Genomic DNA, 21,885 nt, shown 5'->3' with positions numbered 1-21,885 from the left:
TTATGAAAATGAGAAATTTGCTTTATGCATCTGTCATTGCATGTATTCTCGCTTCTTGTTCTAAGGAAGATGATGTTATTGGTGTAAATCCGACTCCGGATAAAGGGAATGCTTCTTTGGTAATTGGGATTAGTTCGAGTACTCAAACAAGAGCTATTGCCGAGACCAGTACAGAAGATCAAATCAACTCGTTAGTTGTTGCCGTTTTTAATACAGACGGAAGTCTTGTTGCTGTTAAGGATACAACAGCCAGTAACGGTGCAATCAGACGTACTCCTACTGTTAATAGTTTGATTTCCGGTAATACCTATAAAGTGTTGGCTATTGCAAATAAACGAGCTGCTGATTTCAATGGAAAATCAACAATCGGAGAGTTTCAGACGGTAACTCAGAACCTTGTAGACGGTAGTGATGTTTCTGAAGTTGCAACTAGTGCAGGTTTGACTATGAGTAGCGAAGTTATAACAACCGGCTCTTTAATTACAGGTCCAAACTTGTATGCGGCAAGCTCAATTGGAGGTTATAATAAAGTAGGTTCCGTTGATATTACTTTGTATCGTAATGTAGCGAAGGTGGTAGTAAATACAATTTCATTAAAAATGAAAGATCCTGTTGCATATAAAAATGCTACATTTACATTGGATAGTGTTTATTTGAAAAATGCTCCGAAACAAACTTTATTGATTGGTGCAGGAACGGAGGCTAAAGGTTCTACCTATTATACAACAACCGGATTTTATTCAGGTTCTAAAGGGGATGCAGATCCGTTGGCTTACTATGCTCAACCTTATACTTCAAGCAATGTAATTACGGACATACAGTCTCAAGGCTCTGCTTTTGCTGTGGCAGATTCATTCTATGTATATGCAAATCAGAATACAAATAATAAGACTTGGTTGATTGTTAAAGGTACTGTTAAGTATACAACTGCAAATGGTGTTGAGAAGACTTTAGCTAACAGATGCTATACGATTATTGTGAATGAGACGGGTACATTTTCTTCAGGTTCCGATTCAAGCAAAGGAACTGGTAAAATTGATCGCAATATGCGTTATCAGATCGATTTGACATTATCAGGCACAGGTAGCAACACTCCTGACCCGGATCCGGTAGCAGCTACACTTGATTGCTTCGTAAAAGTAGCTCCTTATGGAATAATCGAACAAACTGCCGAATTTGAATAAGGTAGTATATTAATATAGTGAGAGATCCCCCGGATAGTAAAATTTCCGGGGGATCTTTTTTTGTGGTAAAGCATTGCAAACATTGCATTATGCAGGCAATCCTATCAATCGGAAAAAGTTGATGGATTTACCTATTAATATAGAGAGAGCCACCTATCTGCAACCTCTTGTGGGCATCTTATCTTTGTATCGTAAAAATGAAGTAGATAACATGTATAAAATATATCAAATGAAACTGGATATTTTTCTATTATTCTTATCAATTTGCGGACTGTTTTCCTCTTGTTCGGGCGATGATAAAATACAGGAAGAAGTTAAACATATTCCGGATGCAACACTATCGATAGCCGTAAAGGATGAATCTGCTCAAACAAGAGCTTTCCAAACCCGGGCCGAGATTGATCCGGGATCAAGCTTGGGAGATATTGTTGATGTGAAAAATACAGAGGGATATATAAATTCATTGACAGTTGCAGTGTTTAATGATGGAGCTTATCCGGATATGGTTTCCGGTGAACTGATTGTTTTGAAGCACTCTTTGGATGTGACCTCAGAAAAAGGAGGTGTAACAAGTTTAGGACAGATTCCTGTAAAATCAGGTAAAGTGAAATTGTTGGTATTTGCAAATGTGCCAGTATTAAAATTTGAAGGCCTGAAAACGTTGGATGCTTTTATGGGTGATACTCTCCATTTGGATCGGGAGCTGAATGGAAATATTGTAATGACGAGCGGAGTGATCAGTACTACTCTCCTTGCTGATGTGGAAAATAAAATCGGGGTTGATGGTGATAAAAATGCAGGTATTCCTTTATACCGTGCATTAGCCCGGGTACAATTGTCTAATCTTCGGTTTGAACCTAAAGATGAATATAGCGAAAATGCAACATTAATGCCTTTGTCCCTTTTTCTGGCGAATGTGAAGAATTCGTCTTATATGGAAGCTGAAAATGCGTGTGGAGCTTTGGAAATTAAAACAGAAACAGACAAGAATCAAATCCCTTTGCAGTTTTGGTGTGGTAACCCGGCAGTAAAAGATGAAACCGGAAATATGAAGAAGTTTGCGAATAGTGTGAATGAAAGTCTGCTATGGTATGATTTTATAAATAGCGATCAGACATATAAAGATTTTTTACCGAATGTAGATCTTTGTTTCCGAAATAGATATTTTGCGTTTTTGCCAATCAATGAAGTTCTGGACCCAAGCAAAAAAGATGGCGGTCATATTTCTGTGGGTGGAGGATTTCCGCTTGGACGTATGTTTTATGTTTATGAAAATCAAGATGGAGAAATGCCTACACTTATGGTTGTGAAGGCCAGGCTTTCTTATAAAGATAAAAAGATAGGTATGCAGGTTTCAAATGACTACTACTATACTTTGATTGTGAACAAAACCGGTAAAGTTGAAAACTACTCGGATATAGAACATTCATATATAAAACGAAATAAGTTTTATACAATCAATATGATAATTCGTGGACCAGGCTCGGATAAGCCATTCGATTTGCTGCAAGATGCTTATGCAAGTGTTGCCGTTAAGGTTAGCAATTGGAAAATTGTAGATATGAGTGGTACGGAGGTAGACTAAAGTAATATAAATATAGAAGGAAAATAAATTATTATGAAATATATTTCAGTTATAAACAGGCGGTTGCTTTTTGCATTTTGTATATCGATATTACTGGCCGGTTGTAGTATTTATGATGATCTTGATCCGTGCCCGGGCTATAAATTGACATTGAAGGTTGTCAATGCGGAAGGGGATGACATTACGGAGGCTGTTCCGGGGGACGTGCCTAATGCCTCTCTGTTCATTTTCGATGAAAAAGGCAATTATTTGGAAACGCGCACACTTGACCAGGACTTTATTGCCGGACGCCGGGAGATTGTTCTGAACGGTTATTCTGCCGATGCAAAATTGACGGTTGTTGCTTGGGGAAATATAGATGATGCCGATAAGACAACTGTTACGAAAAGTTTAAAGACTGCCGTTGATCTGAAAGTGACAATAAACCGTACGACAGATCCCGAAGATGCATCTAAAACCGATATGGCAACTTCGGCAGACGACCTTTATTTTGGTTCGCTGGAAGTGATTCGTGCTTCGGTAGGAGATGGTATTACTGTAAATGATACAATTGTGGTCAGACCGCGTACGGGAGAGATTCATATTGAGACAGAAGGTTTGCAATATGCTATTAATGCCCGTACCTTGAAAGCAGATGATCCGATGTGTAATTTCTATTTGAATCGTACCCTGGATTCATATAATTATAAAGGAGAGACTATTGGTGATAGTGTCTATTATAATCCTGCGGGAGATTGGGGTACGAGTACGATTGGTAAAGAATGGTACACGCCTAAAAACCATCGTCTTTGTCCCGGTGAAAAAATGGATGTGACATTGAATCTTAACAAGCAGTTGCTTGGACGTAAAGAGTCTGATCAGATAGATGATCCGATTACTGTCGAACCCGGACAGTTAAAATACGTACTGATTCAGTTTGGTGAAGACGGATTGATTTCCGGTGTTAAAGTTAGTGTACGTCCCTGGGGTGTGGTGAAGGAAGAACATGAGCTCTGATCTTGTTAAATAAATTCGAAAATTATCACGATATGAAATTGAAAAATATAATACTGATATTCTTTGTTTTGCAAGCTTTCGCTTCTTGTTCTAAAAATGACGAAACAGAAATACCGCAAGCAGGAAAAACAGGGCGTATATCGGTCAAAGTAGAAGCGATAGGAGGTTTAGCTACGCGGGCTGCTGATAAGAATGAACTGCCGGGTGAAGCTGCAATTAATAATTTGACTGCTATCATATTTAATGAAAATGGTACTCAAGTGTTAGGCTCTAAGTGGCAGTCTACAGTTGGGGCCGATGGAACTGCTGAAATCACTGATGTTGAGATGCAGACCGGTAATGTACAGATTGCCATTGTTGCAAATGTTCCTCAAGGTTCCTTTGAGGATGTAAATAACTATACTGCATTTGAAAACAAAATAGTAGAATTGTCATCGCAATTGCAAAATAACCTGACAATGAGTAGCCGGCTGATTTCTGTTATACTATCGAATACGGATGATAATTATATTGGGTATGGTACTTCGCAGGCTAATGTCGGCGGCTTGAACGATCCGATCCTGTTGACGCGTGTTGCAGCCCGTATAGATGTGGCGAGTATCCGTACTAATTTCTCCGGTTCGATACTGTCCGGGCGTACGGTTAGGGTGAATAATATTTGGTTGTCAAAAGTAAAAACAGCTTCCCGTTACTTCAGTGCTGCAGATTGGGGAATGGTTGAGATACCTGGTTATTTGTCAGACGAAGTTGCCCGGAATACTCTAAATAGGACAGTAAATGCAGAAACACCTATAACCGATACTTCTTATTATGCTTATGTAATGGAAAACGGAGCAAGTGAAAATGCTACTCAGTTGGTGATAGATGCAACATTGCAGGCCTCAGGCGGTTATCTGTCTGAAAGAAAACAATTTTTCGTTACAATTAATGAGAATGGCAAGGATAGAGGATATAATCATAATTATATAAAGAGAAATTATGTTTACCAGATAGGCATTACATTTGGTAAAAATAGTTTTGACGGCGATCAATATCCTACACCTCCAATACCTTCAACTCCGGTGGATATCACGCTCGACTGTGTCGTATCTATTGCAAATTGGGGGAATATTCGCCAGGAGGCTTCTTATGAATAATTCAATATAAGGGTAAAAAAGAATACAAACATTTTAATCAATAATTTATGAAACTACGATATTTATTTTTCTCGCTTATGGCATTAATTGCTTTTGGCGCTTGCTCTAACGAAGACGATATTATTGATAATAATATACCGAAGGAACCGGTGGATGCATATATATCGTTTGTTGCAAAATCGAATACCCAGACAAGATCCATAACGGATGACAAGGGTGAACAAAATTTGAACAATGAAACGAAAATAACTCGTCTGACAGCCCTTATATTTGACGCTGCTACCAGAAAACGTGTAGCTTATCAAGATGAGACGAACCAGAATGGTATATCCGAGATCAAAGATATACTTATAAAAGTTACCCCGGTAGATGAAAAAGGAGGTGCTACAAATGATAAATTCTATGCTGTATTGGTTGCGAATGCCACAGATAATGTTGCTTCTATCTATAGTATGGACGACTTTAATACGGTTGTTGTTACAAAAAGTTGCGACCAATACCAGATAGGAGACGTTTTGCCTATGGCAAGCGATACAATCCAATTCACAGGCGTGCGTCCTACAGTGAAAAAGACAGAAAATGGAACGACGCAGACTACTAGAAATGAAAACTGGATTAAATCGTCTACATCCGCTTTCGTTTATACGGAAACAACTCAGCAGGCTGCAGGAACAATAGCTTTAAATCGTTTAGTTGCCCGTATTCAGGTAGATAAAATAACCGTAAGTTTTCAAGAAGAAACATATAAGAATGCGGAGTTTAAATTAACAGGACTGTGGTTGGCAAATGCCCGTAGCGTTTCGTCTATAAATTCTATAAACAACCCAAGCTATGTTTATTATAAAGGATATGAATCTGCCATGTTTGACAAACTTAAACCTGGAGACCGGGCTGGTTGGATACAACCCGGCTCTGAAGTGGTTCCTGCTTTGTATAAGAAATATACTACCGGTTATACAAAAGGACTGGTTGGTGATTGGACAGATAATTCTGCTATTGATAAATTTTTCAGATATACGTTTGCTAATCCTGAGAAAGGAGATAATGTAAATGTATGTGAAACAGCATTGGTTATCTCCGGATTTTTTAAAAATGCAGGAATAGAAGAAGAAAGACATTTCCGCGTTCTCCTGAAAGACAATGATGAGCCAATAAAAGTAAAGCCTAATCATGTGTATCGGATAGAAGTTATTATTACGGGTGAAGGTTCCAGAGATGAGGATAATATAGAAATGAATGCTTATGTAAGTGCAGCGGTTGTTGCCTATCTATGGCAAATTGTAGATCAGGCAGAGAATGATGCAAATTGATAATAAAAATTTCTCCCCGATCATTTTATAAAATCATCCCGATGTTTTTGAAAAAACATCGGGATGATTTGTTTTATATATACAGGCCGTACCTAATCTTAAAAACGGTGTTTCTATCGTATCTAAAGGGTGTGCCTATCAATCTGCCGGTATGCTATTTTTACCTATTAATCTTGAAAGTTTCGCCTATAGCCATGCCTATATAATAGCTCTACTTTTGTGACAGAAAAGAAAATGAAATGCATATAAATAATAGGGTTATGAAACTAAAAACAATATTTACTATCTTTTTTATGGCTGTTATCCTGTTTGCTTGTACATCCGAGGATGATGTATTAAACGATATGGATAAAACTGAAACTCCAGGGATAGTAACCGGCGATAAAATGGCTTATGTATCTTTTAATATAGGAGGAGTGCAAGCAAGAGCAGCCCAGGCAGAAATAACAATTAATTCTGTTGTCTACTTTCTATTGGAAGGTAATAATATTATTGGATGGGCAGATAATGATAGTAAGGTTCTTACCAAAGTAAGAAAAAACTTGACTGTACTTGCCATAGCAAATGCTTCTCAGGCAACAACCGCTGCATTGAAAGAACAGTCCACTTTAAGTGGGTTGAGAAGCGTTGAACTAAGCAAGAAAGACTTGGATGCTATGATTAAAGTAAATGGAGAGCCTCAGGCTGTTGAATTTACTGTAGAAGGTGTATCCAGTACTCCGGATAAATATCAAGGTGGTGAATATCCTACAGAGGAGGTAACAATTAAGGTCGACCAGGTTACTTCGTGCGTGGAATTCAGTTCTTTTGAAGCCGTTTATGCGGAAGGCGTTTCTGATGAATTTAAGACACGTGTGAAAAAAGTAGAATTGAAAAGTTGCAGGCTATTGCATGCAAATCAGAGCGGGTATTTGAAAAACATTGCAACTTACAAAGCTTTAGAATATAACCTTTCTATTATTGATAATAAGATTGCTGCAATTGATGGAGGGAATGTCTTGCCAGATAAGGCGTTCCTCACATTTGCAAATAAAGAAACCGGTTTAAATGCAACGGCTTTGGAAATAACTTATAAGATAGATGGTAAAGAGGAAAAAACTTCGACATTCAAAATCAAGCAAGATGGAATAATGGAGCCTTATGGTGTTGTAGCCGGTAAGAAATATGGTTTGCAAGTGAAAGTGACGGTAAGCGATAAAGCAGAGATGAACATAAATTGGAAAGTCAGTAGCTGGCGGCCTTCTGTCAATACAAATATAGAATTTAATTAATAAGAAAAATATTGGTTTATGAAACAATATATATACATAGTACTATTGATTATCGGAGGATATTTTATTGTTTCCTGTAATGAGGATGCTCTGGTGGAAAAGGGCGAGACGTATGAAGAAGGGATTCCTGTTACGTTAAGTTTATCGTTCATGCCGAATACGCCGGAGGTGATAACACGTGCAACGGGGGAAAATCAGGATCAATATGCTGATCGTGTATCTGATATTACGGTATTTGCCTTTAATACTTCAGGCGATCGCATCGGATATCAATCTTTTAGTCTGGATGCTACAGGTGAAGGTGTATTAACAGGATTTAAAACCTTGTCCGGTACAAATTATATTTATGCTGTAGCCAATTTGGAATCTGCAAATTATACCAAATTAGCTGCGAAATTAAAAGACTGTATTACAAAGGAACAGTTTCTGTCGGCTACAGCCGATTTATCACAGCAGGCTATCGACTTGATTGATGGTAAGTTCTTGATGGCCGGTATTTATGATGATTCTGTCGCTTCAGAAGGAAACACCATGGGGAGCGTATCGATTTCTTCGACAGCAAAAACACTCGCCGGTAAGATTTGGTTACATCGTGTAGTAGCCTCTGTTTCTTTTCAAATAGTATCGAAGATTCCTGGTAATGGTTCCTTTACGCCTCAGACATGGCAGGTTGCAGAAATACCGGACAAGTGCTATTTGTTTGAACGTGAAGAGGACTTTAATGGAGATATTTCTTATTTTTCTGCTCAGGAATATCCTTTTGCTGTGGGACAGAAAGGTTTCACGTTTTATATGATGGAAAACCGCAAGACTTTGTCTGAATCTATTTCGTATAAAGAGCGGTATAGTAAAAAGCCGGAGAATGCCACTTATATTATCTTGAAAGGATATTATAAAGGGCCTGCTGATAAATATCAAGATTTTGATCCGGGCAAAAAGCCTTCTACTTCACAAGTTGAGGGAGACGTTACTTATTATATTCCTCTTGGCGAAGCTAGCTATGGCGGTTCTTCTGCTTCAAATTTAGAGGATTACAAAACAATACGTAATACCCGGTATACATATAATGTTAAAGTGAAGGGAATTAATGATATTGTATTGGAAGTTGTTAAGAAGGAACCGACATCGGTAGCGGATGGTAATTTTATTTATACGGAGGCTACTCAGCCGATTCAATTGTGTGATGCTCATTATGAAGCAAGGGTACTGACTTTTACAAAAGCAGATATAATAGGAACTGATGCAAAATGGAAACCTACATACAAAGTTAAGACTCCGGTAAATGATTTTCAGGTGTTAGGGCCGGACGATAATTCTGCAGACTTGGATGATAACTGGATACATTTTGTAGTAAATAATGATAATGATACCCAAAAAGCTAATTATCCGGGAGACGGATCTTCCTCTTTACTTACTATTAAACAATTAGTTGAAAAATTGAAGAATGAAGATTCATATACAAATAATAAACTTGTTGTCACTGCATTTGTTGATGAATATTATTATGATAATTTGAATTGGTGGGAATTTGCGAATAAACCGAATCGTGAGATGTTGATTCTTTGTAAAACAAAGTTTTATTCTGATAGTGTTAATAGTAGTTCGCTTACGGATGCAGCCTATGTTATTTCACAACGTTCTATTCAAACTTATTATTCGACAGATGGTACTTCTGAATATGCAATTGGAATAGAGTGGGTGAATGAGACGGATATGTTTGAAAAATTTGCTGTTAGTAACAATGGTAACGGAAAATATTCTTATGGAAATCCTTATGGTTGGGGGCAAACAACGGATGGGCGTGCTAATATGATAAGGGAATTGACTGTATTATCTCATTCGGAAGTTCGGTGGCCCAACTGGAACAGTGTTCCTTATTTATCAGGAAATTTGAGTAATTATACAAAGGCATATAATGCATGTATGTCTCGTAACAGAAATATGGGAAATATTTCCGATCAGGTTAAGGAAAATGAAATAAAGTGGTTTTTACCATCTTTGTCTCAATACCAGGATTTCGTTATGGGACAAGATGCGTATGACCCGGCGGCTATCCTTTTTCCGGCTAATAGTGAGAATACACTACATTATTATGCAAATAGCAAAGGTGCCGAAGCGGAAAATTTCAGAAATATATTATGGGCGGAAGAAGGCATTTCTACGAGTGACTATGCTGAATATGAGAAACGGCATCGGCATTCTGTCCGTTGTGCACGTTATTTAGGCCGGATTGATAAACCGGACGATAGTAAAATTCAAATTTGGTCTAAGAGTAAAAAGATTTATAATGGAGAAAATTATGATAAGTTGGAATTGAGATATATGGATAAGAAGGCACTTCGCAGTTCTTCTGATGGTGGTAATCAATTGGCTATGCACACTGAACTTTCTGAAAACACAAAGCCATACAAATCCTTTTTGATTTATAATGAAAATAAGACAGGTGGAAAATGGAGTGATGTAAACGGAGTATCACCTAATTATATACCAAAAACAGAAGAACAAGGAGGGTGTCCGAAAGGTTGGCGTATTCCGAATCAGCGGGAACTTACTTTGTTAGTGAGAGCGCTGGATATATCAAAGGGAACAAGCGGGAATTATATGAATTATGTAGCCCGTACAAAATTCTCCGGTAAAAATAATTCAGGTAAAGATTATTTAGGACGTACATGCGAAGGCTTCTTCTTTAGCGAAGGTGGTTTAGGAATTACCCGTACTACCGATACAAGATATGGATTTGTGCGTTGTGTTCGTGATTGTGTTGAATAACGTACGCAATGCTTTAAATAACCTTGTTGTAGTTTTGGTTTTAATCTGGAAAATATAAACAAAAGATATATGAAAAAAGTCCTTTTCCTCTTTCTCCTTCTAGTTGGTATGTCGAGCGCATACGGACAGAAGTTTGCAGTGAAATCGAACTTGCTCTATGACGCTACGGCTACTATAAATTTGGGAGCGGAAATAGGGCTGGGTAAAAAATGGTCTCTTGACATATCCGGCAACTATAATGGCTGGATGATGGGTGACCAGGCCAGGTGGAAGCATTGGATGGTGCAACCTGAAGCACGTTACTGGTTATGTGAGAAATTCAATGGCCATTTCTTTGGTTTACATGCACATTATGCAGATTATAATGTGGGTGGATTTAGCCTTTTGGGTGATCGTCTGAAAAACCGCCGTTATCAGGGATATTTGTATGGTGCAGGTTTGACTTATGGTTATCAATGGGTTTTGAGTAATAGATGGAGCATTGAAGCTGCTTTGGGTCTTGGTTGGGCGCACATGAAAGATAATGAATATCCTTGTGCTACCTGCGGAAATAAGTTGCCTGCTGAAACACGTGATTATTTTGGTGTGACAAAAGCGGCTGTTTCTATTATTTACTTTATTAAATAACGAAGCGATGAAAAAGATAAATATATGTATGCTGGTAATCTTGCTGGCTTTGGGTTCACCGCTGGCTATGGCTCAGACGGTTGGTTCGCCGGTGAAGGTTGTTTGTAACGATTTGGTGGAAAAAGGTGGACGGCTTTATATCGATGCGGTTATTATGATTCCTGCAGATGTGGTAAAGTCTAGGAATTCGCTGACATTAACTCCTGTTCTTGAAAGTTCTACGCAAAAGAATGGTTTACCTTCTGTTTTGATTAATGGCAAAAACCGCCAGAAGGTATATAACCGTGAAATTGCTTTGCATAATTTACAAGATGAACCTCGTTATACGGTGTTGAAGGTTTCTGATGGAATGCAGCAGGTTAATTATAAATTGGATATACCCTTTGAACCTTGGATGAAAAATGCCAAACTGGTTTTGGACCAGGATTTGTGTGGTTGTGGTAAAGAAACACCGGGTACTCCGTTGTTGGTTGCCGATAAAGTTCGTATGCGTCCTGATGAGCGTTATCAGGTGGCTACTACGCTGGTTTATATTTCACCGGTGGCAGAAACTGAAAAACATCGGGCAGAAGTGGGTACAGCTTACTTGGAGTTTGTTGTAAACAAATACCAGATTTTGCCGGACTTTCGTAATAATGCTACAGAATTGTCTAAAATCGATAATTCAATCGGTGTGATTGTGAACGATAAAAATGTAAAATTGAGAGATATTGTCCTTAAAGGATATGCTTCACCGGAAGGTTCTTATAAATCGAATACGGTATTGGCAGAAAATCGTGTAAAAGCTTTGGCCGAATATGTCCGTAAAAAGCATGATTTCCCAAAAGGGATAATCCTGACAGAAAATGGTTCTGAGGATTGGGGCGGTTTCCGTGAAAAGGTACTGGCGGATCAGTCTGTTCCTTCACGGGATAAAGTGCTGGCTATTATCGAAAGCAATATCGATCCTGATAAAAAAGATGCGCAATTGATGGCACTTGATGGTGGCGTTCCTTATCGCTATGTCTTGCAGAATATTTATCCTTCACTTCGTCGCTCGGATTATAAAGTGGATTATACGGTTCGTTTCTTTACTGTGGAAGAAGGACGTGAAGTGATTAAAACGAATCCGAAGCAATTAAGCCTGAGTGAAATGTTTGCAGTGGCTAATAGCTATGAAACCGGTAGTAAAGAGTATAATGAAGTATTTGATATAGCTGTATGTATTTATCCGAATGATCCGGTAGCCAATCTGAATGCTGCAAATATTGCTTTGACAAAAGGAGATTTCGATGTTGCACAAGGCTATTTGAAAAAAGCCGCTAATTCGCCGGAAGCCATTCATTCACGTGGTGTTTTGAACCTGATGCAAGGTAATTTGGATGAGGCCGAAATCCTGTTGAAGCAGGCAAAAGCCGCCGGTGTGAAAGAAGCGGATGCTAATTTGATAGAATTGCAGAAAAAACGGGATGATAATGTACTATTTGATAGTTTTAACTAGAAAATTGATGTAATTACCTACTTTAACTGGCAGACAAAGAAAATATATTTGTAGTACTAATATGCATGTAAAAAATTGTGGGATATGGAAAGCTCGACTACAGTAGAGCGGGTTCTGACATCTGAAATTGATAATTCCGATGGGGTCTATTTGTATCTTGAGGACAATGAATGGTGTGCTTATGAACGTTCTGCTTATTACTTGGCATCATTGGATGTGCCGGTTAAGCTAAAAAGGGAAGTCGTTCGTGACGGATACGATGTCGTATTATTAAAGGCTATGTTGCCGGCGGATAATATGTATTTGCTTTTATCGCCTAATACTGTTTTGAAGCTGGTTGCAGACGACCGGTTGTTGTTTCGGATGAATAAAGTAATCGAAGGATTTTCCGAATGGAAGGAATCTCAGCTGGTAAGATTACCTGCATGAGATAAGGGTTCGTGAGAATCTTATATACTAAGTTGTAAAATTGAGGGTGTATTTGCTCCGGAAGTTGATCTGTTGAAGACGCTTCCGGAGCTTTTTTATTTTCCGGATGCGCAAAAAACAATTATGCGTGCTGTTTCTGTCAAAGTGATGGTGAACGTATCACCTAAAGCTTCGTTTAGTGTTCCTTGCCACCAGGCGGTAAGTTTACGATTATGGATAGGCCAGCGTAATCCTTCCGTACTTATTTCTCCGCAAGGGTACATTGAGAAGATTGATATTTGTTGTCCGGGCCGGCTTGTTAAAGTTGCTGTTTTCGTTAAAGGAATAAATAGGCCGTAATCGGAAAGCATTTCTATCCTGTCGAATAATGGAGCGTGTTCCAGTAATAGAGAAATATTACCGAGTGTATGATCTTCACGTAAACCGGTAGCTCCCAAAATCAGTATATGTTTATATCCGGCTTCATGTGCATAGAAAACAGATTTGGTAAGATCGTTTATTTCCTGGTTTTCTACAATATGGATGCGGTCGGCATATAGTTCTCTCAGAGAAAGAGGAATACTATCCATATCCCCTATAATGGCTGTGGGAGCCAGGCCTCTGTCATAAAGTGCCTGTACAGCACCGTCGCAGGCAATAATGATCGGAGTCTGGTGTAATAATTCCAAAGGACGGGCTGTCGTTGGAAAACTACCGTTTGCTACAATTATGCAATCATAAGGTACTGTCATCTGTTTTTATTCCTTTCTTTTTCCACGTATGCCATCCGGCAATGGCCAGCAAGGCGTAACAAATATAGAGAAACATTGTGGGATATAATCCGCGTATATAAAAAAGATAAACGGAAACGAAATTTACCACGATCCAGAATATCCAATGTTCAATAATGCGTCGTGCCAACATCCAGGTAGCTACGATACCGACTGCAGTGGTGAAGGCATCACCTATCGGGATCGGAGAATCTGTAAAATTATTCAATACATACCAGATCATAATAAAAATGGTTAATAGAGCGATACCGACTCCCACAGCAAGCTTAGGTGTCAGATGACGGTATATTATTCTTTCGGAAGAATTTTTATTTTCTTCCGGAAGAAATTTGTTTTTCTTCCGGGTCCATTGCCAGAAGCCGTAAATACTTATGCCGACATAATACATGTTAAGTCCCATATCAGCATATATTTTTGAGAAGAAAAATACGAACACATAAACCAGCGACGTGAGAAATCCTACCACCCACATGGCCCGGTGTTGTTTTATCTCAAGAATAAGATAAAGCAAACCGGTGATAACGCCGAAATACTCTAAAAAGTTGACAGATGATAGTTGGCAAATGATAGTTGGCATATTATTAATTAGAATTTTAAAGTAAGACGTGCCATGGCATTGATACCGGCTTGTGTGAAATAAGCGGCGGAATCGATGCGTTTGCCATCTACGATAGACGAATATACGTTTCCGTTTGTTTCGTATTCGGTATTAAATAGATTATTGACGGTTACATCCACCCCGATTTCTTTTAAGAACTTGGGCTTTATGATGTAACCAACACGTAAACTGTTGATAAAATAAGGATCGATGGAGCGGGATTTGCTGGATGTATTATCCAAATGCTGACGGCTTACATATTGCGAATTAAAACCGGCAGAAAAGTTTTTCCAGTTAAAATTGAACATACTGTTTGCTATTACATTTGGAGAAAAAGCAATATCTGTAGAACCAAATTGAAATTGAACTTCTTCTTGCCCGGGCACAGGGTCCCAGTTGCTGTCCAGATTACTTACCGTTTCGATGAAGTTTTTTATCTTATTCCGGCTCCAGGTAACGTTCCCGCTCCATAATAACCATTTGGTGATGGTTATGCCGGCCGTCAGTTCAATTCCCATACGGTAGCTTTCTTTTATATTGGATGTGAGAGCTTCTCCTATTTCGCTGATTTTTCCGGTCAGAATAAGCTGGTTGTTGTAATCCATAAAATAGAAATTGGCACCCAGGTGGAATCGTGGATGTGTGAAGCTGTATCCGGCTTCGTAGTCGAACAATCTTTCGGGAACAGGGCGTTCATTAATACCTGCTTCGGTGAAGTTGTCGCGGTTGGGTTCGCGATGGGCAACAGAGAAAGAGGCAAATGCATTATGGAATCCTTTGTTGAAATTGAATCCGACTTTGGGGTTGAAAAAGTTCCAATGACGATTGACATAAAGATTGTCTCCGGCTTTATCGTCGTTCCCTTTAATTGTATAATCTATGCCTCGGTATTGCAGGTCTGCATATCCGTTAAAATAGTCGGTGAAGAGATAATTTACTTTTGCATATGCATTGTAATCTGTTTTATCTCCGGTGTTGCGATAGTATTCGTAATCCGGTTTCGGAAGGCTGTTAACTTGTTTTGCCCATATAACACGGCCAAAATGATTTCCTGCATATTTATTGGCGGCAGCACCCAACGTTATTTGCATGCTTTCGCTGCGATAATTAGCATTGTATACAGCACCGTAGAAATCGTTATCTAACCATTTGCGGCGGACAAGGTCGGTTTTCTTAACCTCTTTACCGGACGGGTCAATATAATTGGGAAGTTTGTATTTTTCATATTTGGCTCCGGCTTTATAATCTTCGTAATAGCCGCTACCATCTGTGTAATGGAGAGTGAGTGCCATATTCCAGAAATCGTTAAGACGTTGGCTTGCCATTAGTTGATAATTGTGCTGCCAATAATTGTCTGTTTGGTTATCGTAGAATTTGGTTACGCCGTCTTCTTCATATGCGCCGCATGAATTATAAGTCCGGTCTGTTTTCAGCTTGTCTGCCGGTACACCGTTCCATGCCTGGTATGTTTTTTCGTTGTTGCCGAAGGTCTGAAATTTGATTAATGTATTGGAAGCATAAAAAGCTGCCGATACATAATAAGAACTCATCCGGGCGAAAGCGCGGTCTATGTAGCCATCGCTACGGATATTTGAATATCGGGCATCAAAAGCAAAATGGTCGTATAATAGCCCGGTTCCGCCTTTTACCGTATTTTTTACAGTACCGAAAGAACCGGCTGAAATAGAATATTCGGCGTATGGTTGTAAGGCCGGCTTTTGCGTCTGCATGGCAACCGTAGCTCCAAAAGAAGCAGCTCCGTTTGTAGATGTACCTGCTCCGCGTTGGATTTGAATACTTTCTACGGAAGAAGCGATGTCTGCCATGTTTGCCCAAAACAAGGTGTGCGATTCGGGGTCATTCATGGGAACCCCGTTTACTGTAATGTTGATACGGTTTGCATCTGTTCCCCGGATACGGAAACCGGAGTAACCAATGCCTGTTCCAGCATCGGAAGTCATAATAACAGACGGAGATTGGGAGATAAGATACGGAATACCTTGTCCGTCGTTTTTACTGTTAAGCTCTTTTCCGGAAATATCCGTGTAAGCAACGGGGGTTCCTTTTACAGCTTTGGTAGCGGTGATCACAACTTCATCCAATGATATGTCTTTGGCGATTTTCAGGGAGTCTACCGTTTCATGGGATTTGCCCTGTACATTAGGAATGACCAGTGAAGCGGCCATTACGATTAAAACACTTTTCATCCTTTTGCCTTTTTATTTAAAACGAAATGGTTGAATAGTGGAGGAGTGAGTATTGATTCAATTTCCCTGCGCCGGCATTACCCGTATCAGGTTCTATGGGTATAATCTCAGCCTGCAACCTTATCAGAACGAATCGGTACAAGCACCCCTTTGTATTCGGTGGCAAAGATAATGAAAAAGAGTATTTGCACAAAAAATACATATTTCTTTGTAAAGTCGTTGACAATTTGTATATTTGCAAGCGATTAAGCGAAGATGAGGAGGGGGCGGGTAGTCCCCTTCTTTTGTTCTCAACTGTTTGTATATGATTGAAAAAAGTGTAGTAAGCCAGTTGGTCGAGGAAAAATTAGCCTCTTCAGACAATTTTTTAGTGGATATAGTTATTAAACCGGGAAATCTTATTATTGTCGAGATTGATAATGATGAGGGTGTTTGTATTGACGACTGTGCAGAATTGAGCCGTTATCTGGAAGAACATCTGGACCGGGATGTGGAAGACTATGAACTGGAAGTTGGATCGGCGGGCATCACATCTGCATTTAAGGTTCTTCGCCAATATGTTAAGAATATTGGCAATGAAGTGGAAATGTTGCTTAAAAACGGAGTCAAGTTGGCAGGTGTGCTGAAATCGGCGGATGAAACCGGTGTGGTTGTTACCGTTGAAAAGCAGATCAAACCGGAAGGTGCAAAGCGAAAAGTAACTGTGCAGGATGATCAGTCGTATACATTTGATGAAATAAAATATACAAAATACTTAATAAGATTCAAGTAAATTATGGCCAGAAAAGAGGAAACAATCAGTATGATTGACACCCTTGCGGAGTTCAAGGAGTTGAAAAATATAGATAAGGAGACAATGATTAGCGTATTGGAAGACTCTTTCCGAAACGTTATAGCTAAGATGTTTGGCACTGATGAAAATTATGATGTAATTATCAACCCCGAAAAAGGTGACTTTGAAATTTGGAGAAACCGTACGGTGGTAGCAGATGATGAATTGGAAGACTCTAACCTGCAACTTACTTTGACCGAGGCCCGTAAGATTGATGCCGACTGTGAAGTGGGTGAAGAAGTAACGGATGAAGTACATTTTGCAGATTTTGGCCGTCGTGCTATCCTGAACCTGCGTCAAACTTTGGCTTCTAAAATACTTGAATTGCAAAAAGATAGTTTATACGCGAAATATAAAGACAGAATCGGATCTATTATTGCGGCTGATGTATATCAGGTATGGAAAAAAGAGATTCTGTTGCTGGATGATGAGGGAAATGAGTTGCTGCTCCCGAAATCGGAACAGATCCCTACCGATTTTTATCGTAAAGGAGAAACCGTTCGTGCTATTGTACAACGAGTGGATAATTATAACAATAATCCGAAAATTATACTTTCGCGTACAGACAAAGTGTTCCTGCAGCGTCTTTTTGAATTGGAAGTGCCGGAAATTAATGATGGTCTGATTACCATTAAGGCTATTGCCCGTATCCCGGGTGAAAGAGCCAAAGTTGCAGTGGAATCATATGATGACCGTATTGACCCGGTGGGCGCTTGTGTTGGAATGAAAGGTTCTCGTATTCACGGAATTGTCCGTGAGTTAAGAAACGAGAATATCGATGTAATTAATTATACATCCAATGTGTCGTTGTTCATACAACGAGCATTAAGCCCGGCAAAGATTTCATCTATACGTGTGAACGAAGAAGAACGTAAGGCAGAGGTTTATCTTCGTCCCGAAGAAGTTTCATTAGCTATCGGTAAAGGCGGTTTGAATATTAAACTCGCTTGTATGTTGACCGAATATACAATTGATGTATTCCGGGATATAGAAGGTGCTGATGAAGAAGATATTTATCTGGATGAATTTGCAGATGAAATAGACAGCTGGGTAATCGATGCGCTTAAGAACATAGGTTGCTATACAGCAAAAGGTGTTCTTGCTATGAATCGCGACGAGATTGTGGAACGTGCTGACCTTGAAGAACAAACAGTCGACGAGGTACTTGCTATTTTATCTGCCGAATTTGAGGATGATGGAGACAACGAATAAGTATTACGACAAAGTTAGATATGCCTATAAAATTAATTCAAGTACAGAGAAAATTAAACGTGGGAATCAACACGGTTGTTGAATTCCTGCACCGAAAAGGGTTCTCGGTTGAGGATAATCCCAATACGAGAATCAGTGATGAACAGTATGCTTTGCTCGTAAAAGAGTTTGGAAAAGATATGCCGGAGAAAGATTATTATAATCGTTTTGCGGCAGAACGCGTCCAAAAAGAGACTCCTTCTGTGAAAGAAGAGAGGCCTTCAGAAATTAAAACGGAAATTCCGGAAGATTTGAAACCTAAGTTTGTGACTAAAGGACGGATAGATCTGGATAACTCCCATAAAAAAACACAGGAAAAGCCTACGGTAAAAGAAGAACCTGTAGTGAAAAAAGAAGAACCGGTTGCTGTAAAAGAGCATACAAAGCCTTTACAGGATGTTCCGGTTGCTAAACCTGTTCCTGTTGTGGAAAAGAAGCCGGTAGAAAAACCAGCTGTTGTACAGGAATTTAAAGCTGAGGAGAAAAAAGAAGAAAAAGTTATAGTTGTGAAAGAAGAAAAAGCCGAAAAGAAGCAGCCCGAGGTTGTAGTTGGTGCTGAAAAAGTAAACTCTGGTAAAGAAGTCGAAATAAAAGACGACACTACTGCCTCTAGTGATGACTCTGACGAGGCTGTTTTCCGACTCAATACTCCGAAGTTTGAATCGAAAATTAAAGTTACCGGAAAGATAGACCTGAATGCTCTGAATCAATCAACCCGTCCTAAAAAGAAGACGAAAGAGGAAAAGAGAAAAGAGCGGGATGAGAAGCAAAAATTTGCCGGAAATAAACCGAATAATCCGAATGGCCCGTTTAAAGGTCCAAAGGATGCAAATGCCGCTCCTAAGCCAGGTACGCCGGTGAAAGCCGGTGAGGAAAATGATGCGAAGAAAAAACGTAAACGCATCAAAAAAGATCGGGTGGATGTAAACAACACTCCGGGGACAAACTTTACCCGTGCTCAGCGTGATGAACGTAAGCCTCGTCTGAAGAAACCTGTAAAGGTCGAAGTTAGCGAAGAGGATGTTCAGAAACAAATTAAAGAAACGTTGGCACGTCTGACGAATAAGGGTAATAAGAACAATAAGGGTGCTAAATATCGCCGTGATAAACGTGATGCTGTTCAAAAACGTGAACACGAATTGCAGGAACAGGAAGAACGTGAAAGCAAAATATTGAAACTTACAGAGTTCGTTACGGCTAATGATTTGGCTAATATGATGGATGTTCCGGTGACACAAGTTATCGGTACTTGTATGAGTATCGGCATGATGGTTTCTATAAACCAGCGTTTGGATGCCGAAACAATCAATATCGTAGCAGAAGAATTTGGTTTCAAAACTGAATATGTGAGTGCTGAAGTAGTAGAAGCCATTAAGGCAGACGCAGATGAAGATAATGAAGATGACTGGGTTTCGCGTCCGCCTATCGTAACAGTGATGGGACACGTAGACCACGGTAAAACATCTTTGCTGGATAATATCCGTAGCGCGAATGTGATTGCCGGTGAAGCCGGAGGTATCACGCAGCATATCGGTGCTTATAATGTGAAGTTGGCAAGTGGCCGACGTATTACATTCCTGGATACTCCGGGTCACGAGGCATTTACTGCCATGCGTGCCCGTGGTGCGAAGGTGACGGATATTGCAATTATTATTGTTGCTGCCGATGATAACGTGATGCCACAGACTATTGAAGCGATTAACCACGCATCGGCTGCAGGTGTTCCTATCGTATTTGCAATTAATAAGATCGATAAGCCACATGCAAATCCTGAGAAAATCAAGGAAGAGCTGGCAAATATGAATTATCTGGTGGAAGACTGGGGTGGTAAATACCAGAGCCAGGAGATCTCAGCCAAAAAAGGTGTTGGTATCGAAGAATTGCTTGAAAAGGTATTGTTGGAAGCCGACTTGTTAGATTTGAAAGCCAATCCGAAGAAGCGTGCTGTCGGTTCAATTATTGAATCATCGCTGGATAAAGGACGTGGTTATGTATCGACAGTGTTGGTAGAAAACGGTACATTAAAGATGGGTGACATTGTATTGGCCGGTACCCATCACGGACGTATCAAAGCGATGTTTAACGAGCGTAACCAGCGCGTTGAAAAAGCAGGTCCGTCAGAACCGGTTATGATTTTAGGTTTGAACGGTGCGCCTCAGGCCGGTGATACATTTAATGTATTGGAAACGGAACAGGAAGCACGTGAGATCGCAACGCGTCGTGAACAGTTGCAGCGTGAATTAGGTATTCGTACTCAGAAGATGCTGACACTGGATGATATAGGCCGCCGTATAGCTGTTGGAAACTTCCAGGAACTGAATGTGATTGTTAAAGGTGACGTGGATGGTTCTGTAGAAGCTTTGTCAGATTCACTGATACGTTTGTCAACCGAAGAAATCCAGGTGAATGTAATTCATAAGGCTGTTGGTCAGATATCCGAATCGGATGTAGTACTTGCTGCTGCGTCAAATGCTATTATTATCGGGTTCCAGGTGCGTCCGTCTGTACAGGCTCGCCGTAATGCGGAAAAAGATGGCGTTGAAATCCGTCTGTACTCAATTATCTACGATGCAATAGAAGAAGTGAAGAGTGCAATGGAAGGTATGCTTTCTCCTGAAATTAAGGAAGAGATTACGGCCAACGTGGAAGTTCAGCAGGTATTCAAGATTACCAAGGTTGGTACGGTTGCTGGATGTATGGTTCGGGAAGGTAAGATCAAGCGCACGAATAAGATTCGTTTGATTCGTGACGGTATCGTAATCTATTCCGGAGAACTGGGATCTTTGAAACGTTTCAAAGATGATGTGAAAGAGGTGGTTTCCGGCTTGGATTGTGGTTTGAATATTACTAATTTCAACGACATTCAGGTGGGTGACATCATCGAGTCATACGAAGAAACAGAAGTAAAAAAGACGTTATAGCTATGAACTGGTTGGACATTACATTACTATGTCTGGCAGGAATAGGATTTGTAAAGGGCCTGTTTGATGGAGTCATCAAACAGGTTGTTTCGCTTATAGCCCTTTTTGTTGCAATCTTTTTTTGTACCCGGGTAGCTTCTTGGCTAAAAGGATATATCATTGCTTTGGATTGGTTTCCGGCGGAAGGTGTAACAATTCTCAGCTATGTGGCAGGATTCTTGTTGATTGTAGGAGTTGTGTTATTGGCCGGGGAAGTAGTAAGCCGTATAGTAGGCGTTACTCCGTTGGGGGTATTGAACCATCTGGCCGGTGGAGTGTTGGGGCTATGTTTTATGATGGGATTTGTAAGTTTAATACTGAACGGTCTGGAAGAGGTAGACAAAGGTTCGGTCCTTATACCGAGACAGGCAAAGGTAGAATCCCGGTTTTATCATACCGTGATAAAGATTATTCCAACCATTTACTTTGATAATTTGTTTTTTAAAGAAGGAGTAAATGGTATAAAATCAAATATATAAA

17 protein-coding genes and 1 riboswitch are annotated in these 21,885 nt (G+C 39.7%); of the genes, 14 read left to right on the top strand and 3 right to left on the bottom strand.

Translation table 11 applies throughout. From position 1 onward, the window contains the following. Window positions 1-2 precede the first annotated feature (2 nt). The 10 genes from C4S38_RS04795 (at window position 3) to C4S38_RS04750 (ending at window position 12,787) form a co-directional block, all read left to right on the top strand. Window positions 3-1,184 carry a fimbrial protein gene (locus tag C4S38_RS04795; protein WP_103982767.1) on the top strand — a complete coding sequence of 394 codons (1,182 nt, stop codon included), beginning with the start codon at window positions 3-5 and terminating at the stop codon, window positions 1,182-1,184. A gap of 121 nt (window positions 1,185-1,305) precedes the next feature. Beyond that, on the top strand, window positions 1,306-2,769 hold the full coding sequence (locus C4S38_RS04790) for a fimbrial protein (protein ID WP_103982766.1): 1,464 nt from the start codon (window positions 1,306-1,308) through the stop codon (window positions 2,767-2,769). A 33-nt stretch (window positions 2,770-2,802) separates the two neighbouring features. After that, on the top strand, window positions 2,803-3,765 hold the full coding sequence (locus C4S38_RS04785) for a FimB/Mfa2 family fimbrial subunit (RefSeq protein ID WP_103982765.1): 963 nt from the start codon (window positions 2,803-2,805) through the stop codon (window positions 3,763-3,765). Window positions 3,766-3,797: 32 nt separating this feature from the next. Then, window positions 3,798-4,901, top strand: coding sequence for a fimbrial protein (locus tag C4S38_RS04780; RefSeq protein ID WP_103982764.1), 1,104 nt, complete (start codon window positions 3,798-3,800; stop codon window positions 4,899-4,901). A 47-nt stretch (window positions 4,902-4,948) separates the two neighbouring features. Further along, entirely contained in the window at window positions 4,949-6,211 is a 1,263-nt protein-coding gene (locus C4S38_RS04775) for a fimbrial protein (RefSeq protein WP_103982763.1), read from the top strand. 260 nt (window positions 6,212-6,471) lie between these two features. Then, on the top strand, window positions 6,472-7,482 hold the full coding sequence (locus C4S38_RS04770; RefSeq protein ID WP_103982762.1) for a hypothetical protein: 1,011 nt from the start codon (window positions 6,472-6,474) through the stop codon (window positions 7,480-7,482). Between the two features lie 18 nt (window positions 7,483-7,500). Beyond that, a complete protein-coding gene (locus C4S38_RS04765; protein ID WP_103982761.1) occupies window positions 7,501-10,251 on the top strand; it encodes a fimbrial protein in 2,751 nt (916 codons plus the stop codon). A gap of 69 nt (window positions 10,252-10,320) precedes the next feature. Then, the gene (locus C4S38_RS04760) at window positions 10,321-10,878 is read left to right on the top strand and encodes a DUF3575 domain-containing protein (RefSeq protein ID WP_103982760.1); all 558 of its coding nucleotides are present in this window, start codon (window positions 10,321-10,323) and stop codon (window positions 10,876-10,878) included. 7 nt (window positions 10,879-10,885) lie between these two features. Continuing rightward, the gene (locus tag C4S38_RS04755; protein WP_103982759.1) at window positions 10,886-12,358 is read left to right on the top strand and encodes a DUF3868 domain-containing protein; all 1,473 of its coding nucleotides are present in this window, start codon (window positions 10,886-10,888) and stop codon (window positions 12,356-12,358) included. An 84-nt stretch (window positions 12,359-12,442) separates the two neighbouring features. Continuing rightward, window positions 12,443-12,787 carry a hypothetical protein gene (locus C4S38_RS04750; protein WP_103982758.1) on the top strand — a complete coding sequence of 115 codons (345 nt, stop codon included), beginning with the start codon at window positions 12,443-12,445 and terminating at the stop codon, window positions 12,785-12,787. Between the two features lie 95 nt (window positions 12,788-12,882). Here the strand turns inward: C4S38_RS04750 and C4S38_RS04745 are convergent, their stop codons facing one another. Genes C4S38_RS04745 through C4S38_RS04735 form a run of 3 tightly spaced genes read right to left on the bottom strand, consistent with a single transcriptional unit; the run spans window position 12,883 to window position 16,362 of the window. Continuing rightward, window positions 12,883-13,518, bottom strand: a complete 636-nt coding sequence (locus C4S38_RS04745) for a thiamine diphosphokinase (protein WP_103982757.1) — start codon at window positions 13,516-13,518, stop codon at window positions 12,883-12,885. Continuing rightward, window positions 13,502-14,134, bottom strand: a complete 633-nt coding sequence (gene pnuC / locus C4S38_RS04740; protein ID WP_103982756.1) for a nicotinamide riboside transporter PnuC — start codon at window positions 14,132-14,134, stop codon at window positions 13,502-13,504. Before pnuC ends, C4S38_RS04745 begins: the two co-directional genes overlap by 17 nt. 8 nt (window positions 14,135-14,142) lie before the next feature. Next, window positions 14,143-16,362, bottom strand: a complete 2,220-nt coding sequence (locus tag C4S38_RS04735; protein WP_103982755.1) for a TonB-dependent receptor — start codon at window positions 16,360-16,362, stop codon at window positions 14,143-14,145. A gap of 46 nt (window positions 16,363-16,408) precedes the next feature. Then, window positions 16,409-16,520, bottom strand: a riboswitch (TPP riboswitch). Between the two features lie 146 nt (window positions 16,521-16,666). On the opposite strand from C4S38_RS04735, the gene rimP reads away from it, so the two are divergent. Genes rimP through C4S38_RS04715 form a run of 4 tightly spaced genes read left to right on the top strand, consistent with a single transcriptional unit; the run spans window position 16,667 to window position 21,884 of the window. Continuing rightward, on the top strand, window positions 16,667-17,134 hold the full coding sequence (gene rimP / locus C4S38_RS04730) for a ribosome assembly cofactor RimP (protein WP_103982754.1): 468 nt from the start codon (window positions 16,667-16,669) through the stop codon (window positions 17,132-17,134). 3 nt (window positions 17,135-17,137) lie between these two features. Then, the gene (nusA, locus tag C4S38_RS04725; protein WP_099464461.1) at window positions 17,138-18,406 is read left to right on the top strand and encodes a transcription termination factor NusA; all 1,269 of its coding nucleotides are present in this window, start codon (window positions 17,138-17,140) and stop codon (window positions 18,404-18,406) included. Window positions 18,407-18,426: 20 nt separating this feature from the next. After that, window positions 18,427-21,366, top strand: coding sequence for a translation initiation factor IF-2 (infB, locus tag C4S38_RS04720; RefSeq protein WP_103982753.1), 2,940 nt, complete (start codon window positions 18,427-18,429; stop codon window positions 21,364-21,366). 2 nt (window positions 21,367-21,368) lie between these two features. Next, window positions 21,369-21,884, top strand: coding sequence for a CvpA family protein (locus tag C4S38_RS04715; RefSeq protein WP_103982752.1), 516 nt, complete (start codon window positions 21,369-21,371; stop codon window positions 21,882-21,884). The last annotated feature ends 1 nt before the right edge of the window (window position 21,885 follow it).

Origin of the sequence: Parabacteroides chinchillae (assembly GCF_900108035.1) — a bacterium.
Taxonomy (GTDB): domain Bacteria; phylum Bacteroidota; class Bacteroidia; order Bacteroidales; family Tannerellaceae; genus Parabacteroides; species Parabacteroides chinchillae.
The sequence above is the reverse complement of the archived record's forward strand: the minus strand, read 5'-3'. Positions and strand labels throughout refer to the sequence as shown.

Coding starts and splice junctions, on each gene's coding strand:
- C4S38_RS04795 (WP_103982767.1), top strand. CDS start 3: ATGAAAATGAGAAATTTGCTTTATGCATCTGTCATTGCATGTATTCTC.
- C4S38_RS04790 (WP_103982766.1), top strand. CDS start 1,306: ATGGATTTACCTATTAATATAGAGAGAGCCACCTATCTGCAACCTCTT.
- C4S38_RS04785 (WP_103982765.1), top strand. CDS start 2,803: ATGAAATATATTTCAGTTATAAACAGGCGGTTGCTTTTTGCATTTTGT.
- C4S38_RS04780 (WP_103982764.1), top strand. CDS start 3,798: ATGAAATTGAAAAATATAATACTGATATTCTTTGTTTTGCAAGCTTTC.
- C4S38_RS04775 (WP_103982763.1), top strand. CDS start 4,949: ATGAAACTACGATATTTATTTTTCTCGCTTATGGCATTAATTGCTTTT.
- C4S38_RS04770 (WP_103982762.1), top strand. CDS start 6,472: ATGAAACTAAAAACAATATTTACTATCTTTTTTATGGCTGTTATCCTG.
- C4S38_RS04765 (WP_103982761.1), top strand. CDS start 7,501: ATGAAACAATATATATACATAGTACTATTGATTATCGGAGGATATTTT.
- C4S38_RS04760 (WP_103982760.1), top strand. CDS start 10,321: ATGAAAAAAGTCCTTTTCCTCTTTCTCCTTCTAGTTGGTATGTCGAGC.
- C4S38_RS04755 (WP_103982759.1), top strand. CDS start 10,886: ATGAAAAAGATAAATATATGTATGCTGGTAATCTTGCTGGCTTTGGGT.
- C4S38_RS04750 (WP_103982758.1), top strand. CDS start 12,443: ATGGAAAGCTCGACTACAGTAGAGCGGGTTCTGACATCTGAAATTGAT.
- C4S38_RS04745 (WP_103982757.1), bottom strand. CDS start 13,518: ATGACAGTACCTTATGATTGCATAATTGTAGCAAACGGTAGTTTTCCA.
- pnuC (WP_103982756.1), bottom strand. CDS start 14,134: ATGCCAACTATCATTTGCCAACTATCATCTGTCAACTTTTTAGAGTAT.
- C4S38_RS04735 (WP_103982755.1), bottom strand. CDS start 16,362: ATGAAAAGTGTTTTAATCGTAATGGCCGCTTCACTGGTCATTCCTAAT.
- rimP (WP_103982754.1), top strand. CDS start 16,667: ATGATTGAAAAAAGTGTAGTAAGCCAGTTGGTCGAGGAAAAATTAGCC.
- nusA (WP_099464461.1), top strand. CDS start 17,138: ATGGCCAGAAAAGAGGAAACAATCAGTATGATTGACACCCTTGCGGAG.
- infB (WP_103982753.1), top strand. CDS start 18,427: ATGCCTATAAAATTAATTCAAGTACAGAGAAAATTAAACGTGGGAATC.
- C4S38_RS04715 (WP_103982752.1), top strand. CDS start 21,369: ATGAACTGGTTGGACATTACATTACTATGTCTGGCAGGAATAGGATTT.